Below are 16,583 nucleotides of genomic sequence, written 5' to 3'. Positions count from 1 at the left end.
CACTCGCTTGGAAGGAGGGAAAACTCGCGCCGGCAGCGCCCTGAGTTTCCTCCTCTCCTGGCGAGCCGGCGCTTTCTTTCGGGCAAGGTTCGTGTCGGCCTAAGTGGCCTACCAGCGCCACCAGCGGCGCGGTCGATGGGCGTAGGTGCCGCGCCGATAGTAGTAGGGGGAGAGACGGCGGTAAGCGAAAGCGCTCCAGACGAAGACGAGTACCGCCGCGGCGAGGACCGAGGTAACTAGCGGAACACCGTTGAGGTATGGCTCGCCACTGATATGCCAGTGCAGGACGCCGTCAACCAGAAAGATGGCTAGCAGCCCTAAAAGGATGGCGCCGATGATGCCGCCCGGGGCGTGACGACGCGCGATGAATTCCCCCACAACCCCGACAATGGCCGCAATAATGACCCAGATGATGAGCTGCTCCAGGCTGATGGTCATAATGACATTCACCTCCTTGCTTGAGCCGGTCTCGCCCGGCTTTCCCTGGATGCTCGCTTCTACAGCATCTGGGTTAATCACGTGCTCACCACTCCGGGAGTTTCAGCCTACCCCAGCAATTCGCCCCGCACCAGCCCGCCCACTCGCACGCTCAGACTCCCCCCGCTCTCTCGAGAGACCAGTCTTTCAGACCATCTACCTAAATAGACTATAAGAATTCGTGTCCCGCAGCCTGAAGAGCAGAGCGAGCTGGCTCCAGCATCGGCTCGCGCACCAGCAGATAGTCGGTATCATAGGTAGAGAGCGCAAAGACCGGAATGTGGGCCTCTGCCAGCGGCCTTAGCAGAGAGGCGAGGATACCCGTTAAGGAGAAATCGAGGGGGCCCACAACCTTGAAAGCCGCCCACCCCGCTTCACAGGGCACCCCTTCGGGAACCAGCCGCTGTGGGCAAACGATAGACAGCTCATCGGCGCTCCAGGTGAGCGTTAGCAAAGCCTGGCGCTCAGGTCCGGCAGCGGAGAGCCAGGCCGGCAGAGGGCTGCCAGCGGGAAGACGGCACACCGCCAGCCCACGCGCAGCTACTAGCATCTGCATGGGGATCAGCTCCTTTCTCGCTCTTCTACGGTTCAGCCCTCGTCAGGGCTGGCTAGGGGTCGGTTCAGATAGAGAGGCCGCCACTATTAAGCATAGCCTTTCGGTCCCGCCCAGGTCCACTGGCCCATTCCCTGGATTGCAATCAGGCGGAGTCAGTGTTATAGTGGTAAGAGAAAGGAAAGTTGTATAGCTGTACAGGTTTAGGAACAGGAAAGGAGCAAGCCGGGATGGCTAATCGTCCGCGAGGGCGCGCGACGAGCGGGAACGCTGAGACAGCGGACCTCTCTCAGGCGCGCGCCGCTCATCCAGAGCAGGTTGAGGCTGGGCATCAGCATCACTTATCCCTGAGCATCGATCCGCTTCAGGATGCCGAGAATGAGATGCCGCGGCGGAGCCTGCGTCTGGCTTTCCTGCTGACGATGGTGATCCTGGTCAGCCAGTTCCTGGGCGGCTTGCTGGCTAACTCGCTGGCCCTCTTCTCGGAGGCCGGCCACGTGGTGACGGACCTCTTCGCGCTCGGTCTGGCCTGGTTCGCGGCAGTGCAGGCCGAGCGACCCGCCAACGCGCGCCGCACCTTCGGTTACCATCGTGTCGGCATTCTGGCTGCCTTGATTAATGCGGTCACCCTGATCGCCATCGCGGTCGGGATTCTCATAGAGGCCATCGGGCGTCTGCGCCATCCGGCTGAGGTCCAGCCACTGGCGATGTTTGTGACGCCCTTGATCGCCATCGCCATCAATCTCTTTATCAGCGTCGTCCTGCAGCGCCACGGCCACCATAACCTGAATACGCGCGCGGCCCTGCTGCATGTGCTCGGCGACGTGGGGGCCTCGCTGGCAGTCATCGCTGGGGGCCTGGTGCTGCTCCTGACCGGCTGGAGCGCCGTTGACCCGCTGCTGTCGGTCGGTATCGCCCTGCTTCTGGCTCTGGGCGCCTGGCAGGTGGTGCGAGAGGCGACCGATATTCTCCTGGAGGCTGCGCCGCGCGGTCTGTCGGTCAGTCAGCTCGCCCACGATATGCTCCAGATCGAGGGTGTGCGCGAGATTCACGATCTGCACGTATGGACGATCGCCAGCGGCATGCCCGCCCTGGCCTGCCACGCCACGATCGAGGATGGCTCTCCGGCGCACAGCGCTTCCATTCGCCAGGCCCTGACGCAGATGCTGACAGAAAAGTATCACATCAATCACGCCACGATCCAGTTTGAGTCGGAGGGAGATCGTCAGAGCTGCAGCCACAGCCAGAGCCTCTACTGCTGCCTCGATCCCTCGCGACGCCTGCAGCAGGCGGGAGCCAGGGAGCACTAAACACTCGCGGTCCAGGCCTGGCGCCTCGCTGGCGCTCCAGCGCGCCACATCGGGCGGGCGAGTGTGAAGTTCGAGATCTGGTCGGTAGACACTGGCGTGATCGAGGGGGCAGACTGGACAGCGCATCAGCAGAGGGCTGCTGGCGGTCAGGTCAGAGGCCGGCCAGCAGCCTTTTTTGGCCGGTTTAGCCGGCCTCGAGGACCGCGGCGGAAGAGGAGAGCAGCAGGTCTCGGTAGCGCAGGTAACGCGTCTGGTAGATAGGACTGTGGGGGCCGGGGGAGGTGATCGTCAGCACCCCCGGCTTGAGAGCTGCCAGGTCCCCGGTTTTTTTCCAGCGACCCGCCGCTCTTCCCGCCAGCAGGGCTGCCCCGCGCACGGCGATCTCTTTTTCGGCCAGAGCGCTTAGTTCACGCCCCAGCACATCGGCCAGCATCTGGCGCCAGCCAGGGTGGAGGCTGCCCCCTCCGGCAACCACGATCTGAGCGATGCCCTCTGCACCAGGCAGGGCCTCCAGGGCCAGCCGCATGCTGAAGGCTACCCCTTCCAGGGCCGCCTGGAAGAGATGACTGCGTTCGTGATCCAGCCGCAGATGCAGCCAGCCCGCGGCCAGGGGCCTGGGATGATAGGGACGCTCGGGCGTCAGGCAGGGAAGAAAGAGCAACGGATCCTCGGGTGGTAGAACCCTCTGGCTACTGGCGTAAAGCTCGCTCCAACTGGCCTGGTAACGTCGACGCACCCAGTCTAAGACCAGTCCAGCATTCTGCACCGCTGCCATGCGATACCAGTGCCTCCCATCGGCAGCCCGATAGAGATGGGTTCTGAGCAGTGGATCTGCCAGCGGCTGCTCACAGAGCGAGGCGAACTGCGCGCCTGAGCCGAGCGAGAAGAGCGCAGGCCCCACGGAGAGCAGGCCAGCCCCCAGCAGGGATGCTGCTACATCGGCAGCCCCGGTCGCGACCGGCAGACCGGCCCGCAAACCCAGTTCTTGAGCGGCCTGAGCCGTCAGCTCGCCGGCCCGCTCATCCGACGACCGCAGGGGCGGTAACAGCTCTGCAGACAAACCCAGGGCGGCCATTACGTCGCTGGCCCAGCGATCTCGCGGCAGATCGTAGAGCAGCGTCGCTGAGGCATCACTGCCCTCGCTGGCCACTTCGCCTGTCAGGCGAAGGCGCAGCCAATCTTTGGGTTGCAAGGCCCAACGCAGACGGGAGAAGCTCTCAGGCTCCTTTTCAGCTAACCAGCACAAGAACGGTCCGGCCATGCCCGGCGCCAGGGGATTGGCCAGGCTCTGACGCAGGGCCGCGGGCAGGCTGGCAAAGTGCGGTAGCATCTCCACAGCCCGCTGGTCGGGCCAGAGCAGGGCCGGACGCAAGGGGCGAGCAGCAGCATCCAGAGGGACCAGGCCATGCATCTGGCCGGTGACGCCAACGGCCACTACCTGCTCTGGTTCCAGCAACTGCAGGGCCATACGCACCGCCCGGACCGTCTGGCGCCACCATTCCTCGGGATCACCCTCGGCCCAGCCGGGTTGAGGAGTCAGCAGCTCATAGTCGGCTCGCCCTTCGCCCAGCGTCTGACCGGTTGTGGCCTCCAGAGCCAGGGCTTTGACAGCGCTGGTGCCCAGGTCGATGCCGAGTAAGATCTCTCCTCTCTTCACGTTGGCAACCCCGTTCATCGCTCTCGCGATCCGTTCTCCGAGAAACCGGCCTCCCGCAGGCCAGCCGCGATAAAGGCTCGCGCCTGGCGGGCCAGGTCGAGGCTGTCGGTCCAGGTAGAGCGCCAGATGGCCAGCGAGCTAGAGAGTCCGGCGATCTCCTGAGCCCGCGAGAAGCTTTCGAAGGTAATGGGGCCACGATAATCGATCTGCTTGAGGGCCTGAAAGAAGGCCGGAAAGTCGACAGTTCCCGTCCCCAGGTAGCCCCGATGGCTCTCGCTCACATGCACGTAGCCCAGCTTCTGGCCACAGGCCAGTACCGGCTGCAGAAAGCCCTCTTCCTCGATATTCATGTGATAGGTATCCAGATGAACGACCACATTCTCGGCTCCTAGCTCGCCAATCAGGGCCAGGGCCTGTTGGGCCGTGTTCAGGAAATTGCTCTCGTAGCGGTTCACCACTTCGAGACCTAACACCATGTCACTGGCCGCCGCTCGCTGAGCCAGACGAGCCAGCACCTGCAGGCTGTTCTCCCTTCCAGCCGGAGCCAGTGGCTCGCGGTAGCGCGTCAAGGCCCCCGAGATCACTCCCCCCAGGTAGCGAGCCCCCAGATCGCGAGCCACCGCCAGGGCCTCCTGCAGCAGGCGCTCGCCGCGGGCCACAACCGCGCCATCCGTGCTGGAAATATCGGTCTCGGGCGTGAGCGCCAGGCTACAGGTAGCCTCAAGGCCGAACTCCTCCAGCATTCTCCTCGTCATGGTTGCGTCAATGGCTCCAGGCTCAAGCAGAGGGATCTCAATCAGCTCATAGCCGCTGGCACGACTGCGTTCAAGGGCCTGACGGCATTCCTGCTCGCTCCACCCCCCTACCCAGACAAAGGCGTGGATTCCTATCTTGTGAGTCATAACGTCTCTCTGTTCTCCTCGCTTTTGACACCAGTGATCATGGCCACCAGCTCATCACTGGTCGTTTCTTTGGTACGGCGCCCCCCAACAAGCCGCCCGCTGCGCATGACCCATACCTGTTGAGAAAGGCGCAGGACCTGCTCAAAGTTATGGCTGATCAGGAGAACCGCCAGCCCTTTCTCGCGCAGGCGCAGGATCAGCTCTTCCACGCGGCGCGTCTCGCGTACACCCAGCGCCGCCGTCGGCTCATCCATGATGAGCAGACGCGAGCCCCAACTGGCAGCCCGCGCGATCGCAATAGCCTGGCGCTGTCCCCCCGACAGGCGGCGCAGACGGGCATGAATCGAAGGAATATGCACCTCGAACTGACGCAGCATCTGCAGGGCCTCCCGTCGCATGGCTCGCCGATCGAGGACCGCCAGAGGACCGAGCCGTCTGACTCGCTCCCGATTGAGAAAAATGTTCTGCCAGACCGTCAGATCTTCGATGACCGCCAGATTCTGATAGACGGTCTCGATGCCCACCTGCCTGGCATCTTGAGGGGAAGAAAAGTGGACTTCCTTCCCCCCGAAGAAGAGGCGACCGCTGCTTGGTGCATGCAGGCCCGAGATGCACTTGATGAGGGTCGATTTGCCCGCCCCATTGTCTCCAACAATAGCGGTGATCTCCCCGGAACGCGCCCAGAGCGTCACCTCATGCAAAGCAACAATCGCACCAAAGTGCTTGCTCACGCGCTCGACCAGCAGCAGAACCTCGCTGGGCCTGGGCACACTACCCAGGCCCAGACTTCCCGGAGCCGGGCTTTGCGTGGGACCGGAGGTCTGCGAGCCAGGGGCGGGAAAAGAAAAGGCGCCGTTGGATTCAAGTGGACTCATCGCCAGTACCTCACCAGCAAGGCAGCCAGCACAACCGCGATACCAACCACCACCGGCTGGTAAAATTGGGAGACCCCCAAAAGGGTCAGACCGTTGACCAGAACAGTGAGCAGGAGAGCGCCAGCCGCCGGACCGGCAATCGTTCCGCGCCCCCCAAAGAGATTGACCCCTCCCAGGACGACCGCAGCAACCGAGTTGAGTAGATAACTGGTATCGACTGCCGGTTCGGCAGCCCCAATGCGAGCCGTGAAGAGGATGGCAGCCAGCCCGGCCAGGAAGCCGGCTATGGCATAGGCCGCTAGCTTAATGCCAGCTGTGCGAATGCCCATCGCCCGCGCCGCTTCGGCATCCCCCCCAGTGGCAAGCAGGTGCGTCCCAAAGCGGGTATAAAAGAGCAGGACATGTCCGACGACGACCACCGCCAGAGCCACGAGCACAAAGTAGGGCAGCGGGCCGAGCGAGCCGGTGGCCAGCTGCAGCAGGAAGGTACTGACAAGGGTCACCGGTTCGCCGCTAGAGAAAATCAAGGCTGCCCCGGAGGCGGCGCTCAGTGTGCCAAGGGTGGCAATGAAGTCCGGAATACGCCCCCAGGCGATCAGCAGGCCATTGAGAATGCCCACCAGAGTGCCAGCCATCACGGCCAGAAGGCAGGCTAGACCGATAGGCCCCCCATGAGCGACGACCTGTCCCAGCACAACGCCCGCCCAGGTCATCGCGGAGGCAAGGGAGAGATCAATACCTCCGGTCAGGATCACAAAGGTCTGGCCGACGGTCAGAATGACCAGCAAGGCCGCCGCGACCAGCACCGCCTTGATATTGCCAGGGCTTAAGAAAGCCGGCGCGGCTATGCCAAAGATGATGACCAGCAGCACCAGGCCACCGACTGCCGTCCAGTTGATCCAGAAATCGGGATCGCCGAGCCGCTCCCGCAGGCTGAGACGCTCAGAAAAGGCTGGAGCCACCGGTGCGCTTATCCGATCCATGATCTGCCTCCTCCCTTGGCTTGAGATTGGTTCCGTTGCTCGCTGGTCCGGCCCGGTGGTTCGGTTCACTTGAGCAGGCTCTTAAAGGGATCGACATAGCTGCTAAAGGGCTTGGGGAAGCTAGCCAGAGCTTGCGCGACGTTGTCGCTGGTCACCACGAGCACGGGAGCGGTGACTTTGGTGGGCAGGGTCTTGCCAGCCAGGGCGGCCTTGCAGGCTTCTACACCCATTGCTCCGATGGTATAGGGATATTGAGAGACAGTGGCCGTGAGCTGGCCAGCCTGGATCGATTTGAGGGCGTCCTGAATGCCATCAACACTCACAACTTTTACTTGCCCCTGCTTGCCAGCATCGGCAAGCGCCCGCACGACTCCCAGCCCCATGTCGTCGTTGGCAACAAAGAAGCCTTTCAGGTCGGGGTGGGCACGCAGAATATCACCCGCGGCAGTAAGGGCCTTCTGCCGGTCCCAGTCGGCTGCCACCGTCTGCACGATCTGAATGTTAGCGGGAAGACCCTGGCTGAAGCCCTGCAGCCGCTGCTGACTGGTGACGTCGCCAGCGATCCCCCCAATGAGGGCGACCTTTCCTCCCGCAGGCAAGAGCCTGGCCATCTCCGCGGCAGCCAGCTTACCAGCACTGATGTTGTCAGTCCCAATGTAGGTGCTGATCTTGAGGCCGGCCCGCTGGGCAGCCTCGGCACTGATCGGGTTGTCAATGTTGATGATCGGCTTGCCGGCCTGGGCCACAGGAACCAGCGGCTGGACGAGGTTGGTGCCACTAATTGGGTTGACGATGTAGCAGCCGTAATTCTGCCCGGCCATCGCCTGTAGCTTGTCGGCCTGACCAGTGGTGTCGGTGATGCTGGTCGCGGCCTGGACGGTGACAGCCACCCCGTCAGCCCTGGCTTCGTCTTGAATCCCTCGCTGCATCGCCTGGAAGAAGGGATTGTCCAATCCCTTAATAATGGCCGCCACTGACTGGCTTCCATTGGCGCCGCTGCCCGCCGTCGTCCCCCCTCCGCAGGCCGCGAGAACGAGGCCGAGCACAACCAGCATGACGCAGCTCAGGTCTCTCACGAGCGATCGCTTGCACACCGCAGTGCCTCCTTCTGTCTTGCTAGCGAAGAAATAGCTCTCTCTTTTCGCCGGCTCATGGGCGACTTCTGAATGAACACAGCCGGCAAAGTCATTACTATTGACAGATTATAGGGATACTTATGTCTTATGTCAAGCAAAAGTAGGCCCTCTTCCGATTTTTCAAAGCCAATAGTGGACGGCAACGCTTGAGAGAAGGGCCTCTCTTTGATAGAATAAGGAGAAGCAAGCCTGCGGGTACCTTCTCTTGCCCCAGGGGCGGTGAGGCGGGCAACAGCCCGGCGCCGGGCCCCACTCCGCAGGCAGGGTGGAGGAAAGTAAACGTGATGAAGAAGCCTTTCGAGGGCAACGACGCTTTGCGCGCGGGAGCTATTTTGTCCTTGTTCCGCAGCGGGCAGGCGCGCACGCGGGCCGATGTGATCCGCCTGACGGGGCTGGCGCGCTCGACGGTGACGCAGCGTCTGGAGCAACTGCTAGCCGCCGGTTTGCTGGTACCAGACGGAGCCAGCGCCTCAACGGGGGGACGGCCTCCGACGCAGTTTAAGTTTAATGCCACGCGCGGCGTATTGCTGACCGCCGACGTTGGGGCCAGCCATCTGCGCTGCGCTCTCACGGACCTGGCCGGAACTATTCTGGCAGAAGAGGCCAGCGAGCTGGATGTGGCGGCGGGACCGCTCCCCGTCCTTGAGCAGGTGACCGCTACGTTCCAGGCGCTGCTACGGGAGAGAGCGGTTGCTCCCCAGATGGTCCATGGGATCGGCATCAGTGTGCCCGGGCCTGTGGAGTTCGCTACCGGGCGGGTTGTAAGTCCCCCGATTATGACCGGCTGGGATGGCTTCGATATTCCAGGCTATTTTCTGGAGCGCTTCGCCTGCCCGACTCTGGTGGATAACGATGTCAATGTGATGGCCTTTGGCGAGTATAAGTCCTGCTGGCCCGAGCATCCCCATATGCTGATGGTGAAGGTGGGAACAGGCGTCGGGTGCGGCATCATTTCTAATGGCCAGGTCCTGCGCGGGGCCCAGGGAGCCGCTGGCGATCTGGGACACATCCCCTATAGCGGCGATCTGGCAAATGAAACGAGGCCTCCCCTCTGCCGCTGCGGGAACCGTGGCTGCGTGGAGGCTTACGCCGGAGGCTGGGCTTTGTTACGCGATCTGCGCGCTCTCGGCCACGAGGTCCACTCTACCTATGAGCTGGTGCGCCTGATCCGCGCCGGTCAGCCGGATGCGGTGCGCCTGGCGCGTGAGGCGGCCCGCGTGCTGGGACAAGCCATCTCCGATGCCGTAAGCCTGCTCAATCCCTCGCTGGTCGTCCTGGGAGGCCGCCTGGCCCATGCCGATGAGCCGCTGCTGGCCGGGATTCGCGAGGTCGTTTATCGCCGTTCTTTGCCCCTGGCGACGCGCACCCTGCAGATTACAACAAGTCGCCTCGACATCCATGCTGGCGTTGTCGGCCTGGCGCTCCTGTTGGGCGAATATCTTTACGCTCCAGAGCTTGTGGACCTGGCCCTGGATCCTCCCACCTCTTTGCCCCCTTTGCAGAGCTATGGGCCTCTTAGCGGCAAGGCCCTGGCCTATACCCTGCGCCTTCTGAGCCGCGACGTTAAGGAAGAGGAGTGACCGCCCTTCCCAGCGCCAGGCTCCCCCTCGCCAGGCGAGCAGTTCCCTGGGAAAGCCGGCGGTCAGCTCTCTCTCGCCGCCCTCCGTCAGTAGCCGCTGCCGCCGTCAGCCCTGCTTTCCGTTCTGAGGTTTTGACAGAAAAAGGAGAATTTCGATCTCTAGCTAAATTAGAATATCCTTAGAAATATTTTTATGTCTTGAATTCAGGAAAGAAATGGGCTACCATGTTCTCACACGGAATCGCAACACACCATCCTCTTAAGGGAAAGCTGCTAATAGCTTTTTATATGATAGAAATCCAAATAAAGGCATAGAGGGCATGGAACAGAAGTCACCAAGAGAAGTCACAGCCTGGCAGCGAGCTGGCTGGCCTGACCGCTCCTCCTTGGGAGAGTGGGGTGACGAGCAGACCTGGAAGCGGGAAGTCGAGAGTTTGCGTACCCTCCTCTGGCAGCGTCGTCTCTGGCTCGATGAGGCCTTAGAGCTGCTGATGGCGGAGGCCGAGCTGCTTAACCAGGCTGCCCGCTGGCTCGGCAATACGCTGGCAGCCGGGCGCAAAGTGCTGGTAGCGGGCAATGGTGGCAGTGCCGCTCAGGCCCAGCATCTGGCCGCCGAATTAGTAGGGCGCTTCAGGCGCGAGCGTCGCCCCTACCCGGTCCTCTCCCTTACCAGCGATAGTGCTATTCTGACTGCCCTGGCCAATGACTACGGCTATGCGACGGCTTTTGCACGTCAGGTGCAGGCACTGGGGGAGCCAGGTGACCTCTTGCTCGCGCTGAGCACCAGCGGGGAGTCGCGCAACTTGATTGAGGCCGCCAAATGCGCTCGCCAACAGGGTCTGTTTGTTCTGGCCATGACCGGCGAGGGGCCCAGCTCTCTGGCAGAGCAGGCAGATTTAGCTCTGCGCATGCCTGGTGGTCACCATGCCCCTTTGACTCAGGAGCTACATCTGCTGCTGATCCATGTCCTGTGTGATCTGGCTGAGGCCCAGCTCTGCGCTTTGACAGGCCAGGGCCTGCCCATCCCGCGAAGGGAAGGCGGAGGCCAATGAAGCGTCGAGCTGTTTTTCTTGACCGCGATGGCACGCTGGTCTATCCCGTTCCCTACCCCAGGCGTCTCCAGGACCTGCGCCTCTACGAGAATATCGGGCCTGGTCTGCGCTGCCTGCAGGCTCTGGGCTATGCCCTGGTAGTGATTACGAATCAGTCTGGTCTGGCTCGCGGCTACTTTAGCCAGGACGATCTGCAGCGTATGCACGCCTACCTCTATCAGGAGTTAGGGCGTCAGGGCGTCTACCTGGATGCCATCTACTACTGTCCCCATCATCCCGAAGGAGTCATTCCTGCCCTGGCTATCCAGTGTGGCTGTCGGAAGCCGCAGCCCGGCCTGGTGCTACAGGCTGCTGCCGACTTGGGACTGGATCTCGCCCGGTCCTGGTTCGTTGGCGACATCCTTGACGACGTTGAGGCAGGCAACCGCGCTGGCTGCCGCACGGTGCTGGTCGACCTCGGCACTGAGGGGCCGCCCACTCTCGACCTGCGCCGGCCAACTTTTGTTGCCCGCGATACCCGTCAGGCTCTGCACCTCATCTGTACCGCCACGCTCGCCGAGGCGGCAGCACTGGAGTCTGACTATTCCGATAGCGTCCTCGGCCAGCAGGAGGTGAAGGAAGGCGCTCAGTCCACAGAGCCTTCTCTCCCTTTCTGGTCCGTTCCGCCTGAGCACAACTAAGGGTCTGATCAACCAGGCGCTCCCTCCGGCCAGGGTGCACGAGCGCGCTCCCCTCCGTAGAGACGAGGACTGTTCTGTCCGATCCTGCTCGCCAGGCCGAGCCGAGAAAGCAGTCCGCCCTTTCTGCTGGTTGGCTAAGCGCGCGAGCGGCAGGGCAGGGCAGGCGGCTGGCTATGCCTCCGCCGGAGCCGAGCGGCCAGGTTCGGGCCGGTCTAATGGGCGGGATAGGGAGAAGCCGTAAGAGCGGAGCGGTGGAAGGTGATCAGGGGAAGTTCCCTTGATCCGGTTTCAGTTGGCCGCGGCCTGGGCCGCCGGACGGGGGAAAGCAACGGTTGAATTGGTTTGCAAGCTGGAGCAGTGAAGGCATGGCACTTGTCGATGTGGTTTCGGCTTTCCGTCATCTGCGCGCCTTGATTCTTGGCGACGTCATGCTAGACACGTACCTGGAAGGTACGGCCTCACGTCTCTGCCAGGAGGGGCCAGTACCGGTGGTGACCCGCACGGGTGAGTACCACCTGCCCGGAGGGGCTGCCAATACTGCCGCGAATGTAGAGGCTCTGGGGGCAGAAGCTCTGCTGGTGAGTGTGGTCGGCTGCGATCAAAGCGCCTCCCTGTTGCGGGCCGCCTTGCGACGCTCTCAGGTCAGCCTGGACTGGCTGGTGAGCGATCCCGCGCTCGATACCTTGCATAAGGTACGCATCCTGGCCGATGGCCAGTACGTTGTACGCTTCGACGAGGGCGGAATTCAGCAGCTTGCCCCCCTGACCGAGCAACACCTGCTAGCGACGCTGGAGGCCGCCTATGCTTGTTGCCACCTGGTGATTGTCTCTGACTACCGCTATGGCGTGGTGAGCGAGGCGGTCATCAAGCAGCTAGAGCGGCTTCAGACTCGCCAGCCAAAGGTGCTGCTGGTCGATTCGAAGGCGCTGGGACGCTTTCGCTCGCTGCCAGCCACAGTGGTCACTCCCAACTATCTAGAGGCCCGTCTGTGTGTCAGCGAACGCTTGCCCAACGCCTCCCACCGGGCAGCTCCGGTAGAGATTGAGGAGGCGCGCCAGGTCGGAGAGCAGCTTCTGGATCTGCTGCGCTGCTCGGCTGTGGTAATCACGTTGGCCGAACAAGGAGCCTTGCTGCTGGATCGACAGGGACTCGTTCGGCACCTGCCGGCCAGCCCGGCAGTCCGTGCCAGCGAAGTGGGGGCCGGCGATTCGTTCGCAACAGCCTTGGCCCTGGCCCTGGCCGCTGGAGCTTCGCTCGTGGAGGCCGGCACGATTGCCTGCGAGGCTGCGGCTCTGGCCGTGGCTCAACGCTGGACGGCCACCGTTCGTCAGCAGGAGCTGCTGCAGCGGGTCAGTTTACGCGCCTGCCTGGAAGAGCCAGGCTCCCTGGCAGAACGAGAGCGCCACTCTCAGGCCGAGCGGGCGCGCCTGGCCGAGCGCCTGGAGAAGGAGCGACTGGCCGGACGACGCATCGTGTTCACGAACGGAATCTTCGATCTGCTCCACGCGGGCCATGTCCATTTCCTGCGCCGGGCCAAAGCCCTGGGTGACCTGCTGGTAGTAGGCGTCAATAGCGATCGCAGCGTTCGCCGCCTGAAGGGCGAGGGGCGACCTATCAATAGCGAAGGCGATCGCCTGGCGCTGGTCTCGGCCCTGGATATGGTAGATCATGCTCTCCTCTTCGAGGAAGAGACCCCGACGGAACTGATTCTGGCCTTGCGTCCCCATCTCCACGTTAAGGGCGGCGACTACCTGGCCGAAATCCTGCCGGAAGCCGAGGCGGTACGCGCCGTGGGAGGACAGGTCGTGATTCTTCCCTTGCTGCCGGCCAGAAGCACCAGCGCTCTGATCGCCCGCATCCGCGGTCAGGAGAACCGCGCACCGACCCAGGCGGAGGCTGGCCATGCCTGAGCAGCCGCTGCAGGTGCTACGGGGTCGCTTGCCAGATGTCGCCCCTCCGTCCCGCCTTGACGAGCGCTGGCGCAAGGTACGCCGGCTGCTGGTGGTGCGCCTGGATAACCTGGGCGATGTTCTGCTGATGACTCCTGCCTTCCGGGCCCTCAAAAGGGCGCTGCCACAGGCCACTCTGACCCTGTTGGCCAGCCCTGTGGGAGCCCAGGTGGGTGCGCTCAATCCCGATCTTGACGAGATCATCGTCTATGAAGCCCCCTGGGTTGATCCCTGGGCCCGTCTCCCTCATGATAGCCAACGAGAAGAGGCCATGATCCGCTTGTTGCGGGAGCGGCGCTTCGATGGGGCAATTATCTTTACGTCTTTTCGACAGAGCGCCTTACCTGCGGCTTATTTGTGCTACCTGGCCGATATTCCCTTGCGCCTGGCAGCCTCTAGCGACGGCTCCGGCTCGCTGTTGACTACTCGTCTGCGCCCCTCGGGGGGCCAGCTTCACGAGGTGGAGCGGGCATTAGAGCTGGTGGCAGCGATCGGCGTGCCACCCGCCGGCCTCGATCTGGTGCTGGCTGTTCCAGAGGCCGCCCGCCAAGAGTGGAGGACGGTATTGACCGAGAGCGGCCTGGGTCAGCAGCCGCCACGACCTCTGATCGTGGTGCATCCCGGCTGCAGCATGCCGGCACGTACCTACCCGTGGGAGCTATTCAGTATGGTGATCGAGGGACTGGTGGCTGAGCTGGGAGCTACGGTCTGCCTGACAGGCGCAGAGCATGAAAAGGAGCTGGTCGAGCGTATTCACGCTCGGGTGGCTCCCCTCCAACGCCAGTGGGTGCTCCCCCTGGCGGGGCGCCTCTCGTTTGCCGGTCTGTGCGCCCTTATCGAGGGGGCGGCTGCGGTGGTCACCAACAATACTGGTCCAATGCACATCGCCGCTGCCCTGGGCACCGCGGTCGTAGCGCTCTTTGCCCTGACGAATCCCCCCGAGCAGTGGAGACCGTGGCGGGTGCCGTATCGGCTGCTTTATCGGGAGGTTCCCTGTCGCCTTTGCTACCAGCGCCTCTGCCCTTACGACCAGCTTTGCCTGCGCGGGGTGAGGCCAGCGGAGGTGGTAACGGCAACGGCGACTCTTCTCGCTCAGCATACGCAAGGCATCAGCAGTCGAGAGCAAGAGCGGGAGAGAGCAGGAGAGAGAGAGGAATGGCACTCGGTTGTCAGGAGTGAGAGCCATGAGCAACGGTGACCATCTCTTTGGAGAAGAGCTGAAGCGCATTGCCGTCGTACGTGCCCTTTATCTGGGAGATCTACTTCTGGCGGTGCCAGCTCTCCGAGCGCTGCGACAGCGCTTTCCGAAGGCCGAGATTACGCTGATCGGTCTCCCCTGGGCGCGTAGCTTTGCGCGACGCTATCGGGCCTATGTGGACCGCTTCGCCTGCTTTCCCGGCTATCCCGGGATAGCAGAGCGAGCCTGGACTGCTCACAGCAGCGCTGGCCTGGCGCGCCTGCGCCGGCTTCGCTTTGATCTGGCCATCCAGCTCCATGGCAGTGGGCAGGCCAGCAATCCCTTTGTGCTGGCTCTGGGAGCGCGCTACGCCGTCGGCTACTACGACCCAACCGTAGGCGAGCGGCCAACAGCTCTGACTCTGGCTGCCCCCTATCCCCACGAGGCGCACGAGATCTGGCGCAATTTGGGGCTGATCGCCCTATTGGGGGGCAGAGCAGATGATCCACGGCTCGAGTTTCCGCTGACAGCGTGCGAGCGTAAGGCGGCGGCGGCTTTGCTTGCTCCCTTGCAGCCAGGCCAGCGCCCTCTGATTGGCCTGCACGCTGGGGCCCGTGCTCCGGCCCGCCGCTGGCCTGCCACCTCTTTCGCCACGCTGGCCAGACTGCTGATGCGGCACTATGAAGCCCAGATCGTTTTAACCGGTAGTGCTGATGAGCGGTCAATCGTCCAGAAGGTATCGGAGGCCCTGCCCAGACCGGTACTGAATCTGGCTGGCCGGACCCGGCTCGGCACGCTGGCGGCGGTCTTGAGTCAGCTCGATCTTTTTATCAGCAACGATACCGGTGTGGCGCATCTGGCCTGTGCTCTGGGAGTACCCAGCATCACGCTCTTCGGCCCCGCCGATCCTCGACGGTGGGCCCCGCTCGACAGGAGCCGCCATCTGGTCGCGCGGCTCCCCGTGGCCTGTAGTCCCTGCCCATACAGCATCTGCCCACTGGACCAGCGTTGTCTGCGCTGGCTTGCGCCCAGCGCGATCCTGGCCCTGGCGGAGCGCCTGCTAGCGGCCAGGCGGACCGGCGGCTAGCTACAAGTAGAAGGCCCCTTCTGGATCCTGTCGCCCTCGCCGCCATCTTAGCTGAGCGGGAGGCGGAAGAGTCTGGTATCACACACGGGAGAAGCTTGATTGAGACGACTACGCATTCTGATCTGGCCTGTTCATGGGAGTTACTTGAATGCTCTGGCGCGCCTCGAACATGAGTGGTACCTGCCGGTGAAGCCTGGGCGTCCAGGGCGCTACGCTGGACGCGGTCCAACCTTTGATCTACCTCCCAACGTGCAGGAGGTACCCGCTGCCGAAGTGCGTCATCTGCCTCTGGACTTGGTGATTTACCAGACGCCGGAGGATTTCTTCGAGGAGCGATATGCCATCCTTAGTCATGATCAGCAAGATTTGCCACGCATTTATCTGGAACACAATGCGCCGCGCCTCCACGTCTGTGATACACGCCATTCAGTCGATGACCCTACCACTCTGCTGGTTCATGTGACGCACTATAACCGACTGATGTGGGATGCTGGACGCACGCCTACCCAGGTGATCGAGCATAGCGTCGCCATTGATCCCTCCATTCGCTACCGCGGTGAACTGGCCCGTGGAATAAGTCTGGTCAATGACATGAAGCGGCGCGGGCGCCTGGCCGGGTGCGACCTTTTCCTTTGGGCCCGCGAGCGGCTACCGTTGGATCTGGCCGGCATGGAGAGCGAGCTTCTTGGCGGCCTGGGTGACCTTCCTTATCGCAGCCTGCATCGACACGTCGCCGCCTACCGCTTTCTCTTCAGCCCAATGCGCTACAGCAGCCTGCCGCTGGCGGTCGTGGAAGCCATGACCATCGGTATGCCGGTGGTAGCCCTGGCCACGACCGAACTGCCCTCGCTGGTGAGGAATGGGGTTCATGGCTATCTCTCGTGCGATCCCGCCGAGCTGCTCGACGGAATGCGGCGCCTGCTGGCAGATGCCAGGCACGCCCGTGAGCTGGGCGAGAATGCTCGCCGCCTGGCGCTGCAGCGCTTCAGCCTGGCACGCTTCCGGCGCGACTGGGAAGCGGCCTTTGGGCGGGCTATCGCCCTTGCCAGCGGCACCGCCTCCACAGCAGATGCACAAAGACCAGGGGATGAGAGCAAGCAGGCGCCCGATGGCGGCGAGAGGTCTGCCGGCAGGCGAGAGGCGAGGCTCTAAGGAAAGGATATCTG

15 protein-coding genes are annotated in these 16,583 nt (G+C 62.9%); 8 read left to right on the top strand and 7 right to left on the bottom strand.

The features are described 5' to 3' along the window. Window positions 1-108 precede the first annotated feature (108 nt). Both ACFMO7_RS15250 and ACFMO7_RS15245 read right to left on the bottom strand, forming a co-directional pair. The gene (locus ACFMO7_RS15250; protein ID WP_376796351.1) at window positions 109-438 is read right to left on the bottom strand and encodes a GlsB/YeaQ/YmgE family stress response membrane protein; all 330 of its coding nucleotides are present in this window, start codon (window positions 436-438) and stop codon (window positions 109-111) included. A gap of 208 nt (window positions 439-646) precedes the next feature. Beyond that, window positions 647-1,033, bottom strand: a complete 387-nt coding sequence (locus ACFMO7_RS15245; RefSeq protein WP_376796350.1) for an ACT domain-containing protein — start codon at window positions 1,031-1,033, stop codon at window positions 647-649. 227 nt (window positions 1,034-1,260) lie between these two features. On the opposite strand from ACFMO7_RS15245, the gene ACFMO7_RS15240 reads away from it, so the two are divergent. Further along, window positions 1,261-2,340: a cation diffusion facilitator family transporter gene (locus ACFMO7_RS15240; RefSeq protein WP_376796349.1), complete on the top strand. Its 1,080-nt coding sequence runs from the start codon at window positions 1,261-1,263 to the stop codon at window positions 2,338-2,340. 184 nt (window positions 2,341-2,524) lie between these two features. Here ACFMO7_RS15240 and ACFMO7_RS15235 read toward each other — a convergent pair whose 3' ends face one another. The 5 genes from ACFMO7_RS15235 to ACFMO7_RS15215 form a co-directional block, all read right to left on the bottom strand. Further along, window positions 2,525-4,015 carry a xylulokinase gene (locus ACFMO7_RS15235; protein ID WP_376796348.1) on the bottom strand — a complete coding sequence of 497 codons (1,491 nt, stop codon included), beginning with the start codon at window positions 4,013-4,015 and terminating at the stop codon, window positions 2,525-2,527. Then, a complete protein-coding gene (locus ACFMO7_RS15230) occupies window positions 4,012-4,899 on the bottom strand; it encodes a sugar phosphate isomerase/epimerase family protein (RefSeq protein WP_376796347.1) in 888 nt (295 codons plus the stop codon). The genes ACFMO7_RS15235 and ACFMO7_RS15230 overlap by 4 nt, the downstream gene beginning before the upstream one ends. Then, on the bottom strand, window positions 4,896-5,774 hold the full coding sequence (locus ACFMO7_RS15225; protein ID WP_376796346.1) for an ATP-binding cassette domain-containing protein: 879 nt from the start codon (window positions 5,772-5,774) through the stop codon (window positions 4,896-4,898). The genes ACFMO7_RS15230 and ACFMO7_RS15225 overlap by 4 nt, the downstream gene beginning before the upstream one ends. Beyond that, window positions 5,771-6,757 (bottom strand): ABC transporter permease, encoded by a 987-nt coding sequence (locus ACFMO7_RS15220; RefSeq protein ID WP_376796345.1) that lies wholly within the window; start codon window positions 6,755-6,757, stop codon window positions 5,771-5,773. Before ACFMO7_RS15220 ends, ACFMO7_RS15225 begins: the two co-directional genes overlap by 4 nt. A 65-nt stretch (window positions 6,758-6,822) precedes the next feature. Beyond that, window positions 6,823-7,851, bottom strand: coding sequence for a substrate-binding domain-containing protein (locus ACFMO7_RS15215; protein ID WP_376796344.1), 1,029 nt, complete (start codon window positions 7,849-7,851; stop codon window positions 6,823-6,825). A gap of 326 nt (window positions 7,852-8,177) precedes the next feature. Here ACFMO7_RS15215 and ACFMO7_RS15210 point away from each other — a divergent pair, with 326 nt between their 5' ends. The 7 genes from ACFMO7_RS15210 (at window position 8,178) to ACFMO7_RS15180 (ending at window position 16,569) form a co-directional block, all read left to right on the top strand. Continuing rightward, window positions 8,178-9,473: an ROK family protein gene (locus ACFMO7_RS15210; protein WP_376796343.1), complete on the top strand. Its 1,296-nt coding sequence runs from the start codon at window positions 8,178-8,180 to the stop codon at window positions 9,471-9,473. Window positions 9,474-9,792: 319 nt separating this feature from the next. After that, the gene (locus tag ACFMO7_RS15205) at window positions 9,793-10,524 is read left to right on the top strand and encodes an SIS domain-containing protein (RefSeq protein WP_376796342.1); all 732 of its coding nucleotides are present in this window, start codon (window positions 9,793-9,795) and stop codon (window positions 10,522-10,524) included. Further along, entirely contained in the window at window positions 10,521-11,204 is a 684-nt protein-coding gene (locus ACFMO7_RS15200) for a D-glycero-alpha-D-manno-heptose-1,7-bisphosphate 7-phosphatase (protein WP_376796341.1), read from the top strand. Before ACFMO7_RS15205 ends, ACFMO7_RS15200 begins: the two co-directional genes overlap by 4 nt. Window positions 11,205-11,569: 365 nt before the next feature. Next, the gene (gene rfaE2 / locus ACFMO7_RS15195; protein ID WP_376796340.1) at window positions 11,570-13,114 is read left to right on the top strand and encodes a D-glycero-beta-D-manno-heptose 1-phosphate adenylyltransferase; all 1,545 of its coding nucleotides are present in this window, start codon (window positions 11,570-11,572) and stop codon (window positions 13,112-13,114) included. Next, window positions 13,107-14,351 (top strand): glycosyltransferase family 9 protein, encoded by a 1,245-nt coding sequence (locus ACFMO7_RS15190; protein WP_376796339.1) that lies wholly within the window; start codon window positions 13,107-13,109, stop codon window positions 14,349-14,351. Before rfaE2 ends, ACFMO7_RS15190 begins: the two co-directional genes overlap by 8 nt. After that, window positions 14,338-15,417, top strand: a complete 1,080-nt coding sequence (locus ACFMO7_RS15185; RefSeq protein WP_376796338.1) for a glycosyltransferase family 9 protein — start codon at window positions 14,338-14,340, stop codon at window positions 15,415-15,417. Before ACFMO7_RS15190 ends, ACFMO7_RS15185 begins: the two co-directional genes overlap by 14 nt. A 99-nt stretch (window positions 15,418-15,516) precedes the next feature. Beyond that, a complete protein-coding gene (locus ACFMO7_RS15180; protein ID WP_376796337.1) occupies window positions 15,517-16,569 on the top strand; it encodes a glycosyltransferase in 1,053 nt (350 codons plus the stop codon). Window positions 16,570-16,583: the final 14 nt, after the last annotated feature.

Source organism: Thermogemmatispora sp., assembly GCF_042408735.1.
Lineage (GTDB): Bacteria > Chloroflexota > Ktedonobacteria > Ktedonobacterales > Ktedonobacteraceae > Thermogemmatispora.
The sequence above is the reverse complement of the archived record's forward strand: the minus strand, read 5'-3'. Positions and strand labels throughout refer to the sequence as shown.

What these genes read in the sequence shown, in the direction of transcription:
- ACFMO7_RS15200 (WP_376796341.1), top strand. Translation starts at nt 10,521, where the DNA reads ATGAAGCGTCGAGCTGTTTTTCTTGACCGCGATGGCACGCTGGTCTAT.
- ACFMO7_RS15250 (WP_376796351.1), bottom strand. Translation starts at nt 438, where the DNA reads ATGACCATCAGCCTGGAGCAGCTCATCATCTGGGTCATTATTGCGGCC.
- ACFMO7_RS15235 (WP_376796348.1), bottom strand. Translation starts at nt 4,015, where the DNA reads ATGAACGGGGTTGCCAACGTGAAGAGAGGAGAGATCTTACTCGGCATC.
- ACFMO7_RS15220 (WP_376796345.1), bottom strand. Translation starts at nt 6,757, where the DNA reads ATGGATCGGATAAGCGCACCGGTGGCTCCAGCCTTTTCTGAGCGTCTC.
- ACFMO7_RS15225 (WP_376796346.1), bottom strand. Translation starts at nt 5,774, where the DNA reads ATGAGTCCACTTGAATCCAACGGCGCCTTTTCTTTTCCCGCCCCTGGC.
- ACFMO7_RS15205 (WP_376796342.1), top strand. Translation starts at nt 9,793, where the DNA reads ATGGAACAGAAGTCACCAAGAGAAGTCACAGCCTGGCAGCGAGCTGGC.
- ACFMO7_RS15240 (WP_376796349.1), top strand. Translation starts at nt 1,261, where the DNA reads ATGGCTAATCGTCCGCGAGGGCGCGCGACGAGCGGGAACGCTGAGACA.
- ACFMO7_RS15185 (WP_376796338.1), top strand. Translation starts at nt 14,338, where the DNA reads ATGAGCAACGGTGACCATCTCTTTGGAGAAGAGCTGAAGCGCATTGCC.
- ACFMO7_RS15230 (WP_376796347.1), bottom strand. Translation starts at nt 4,899, where the DNA reads ATGACTCACAAGATAGGAATCCACGCCTTTGTCTGGGTAGGGGGGTGG.
- ACFMO7_RS15190 (WP_376796339.1), top strand. Translation starts at nt 13,107, where the DNA reads ATGCCTGAGCAGCCGCTGCAGGTGCTACGGGGTCGCTTGCCAGATGTC.
- ACFMO7_RS15210 (WP_376796343.1), top strand. Translation starts at nt 8,178, where the DNA reads ATGAAGAAGCCTTTCGAGGGCAACGACGCTTTGCGCGCGGGAGCTATT.
- rfaE2 (WP_376796340.1), top strand. Translation starts at nt 11,570, where the DNA reads ATGGCACTTGTCGATGTGGTTTCGGCTTTCCGTCATCTGCGCGCCTTG.
- ACFMO7_RS15245 (WP_376796350.1), bottom strand. Translation starts at nt 1,033, where the DNA reads ATGCAGATGCTAGTAGCTGCGCGTGGGCTGGCGGTGTGCCGTCTTCCC.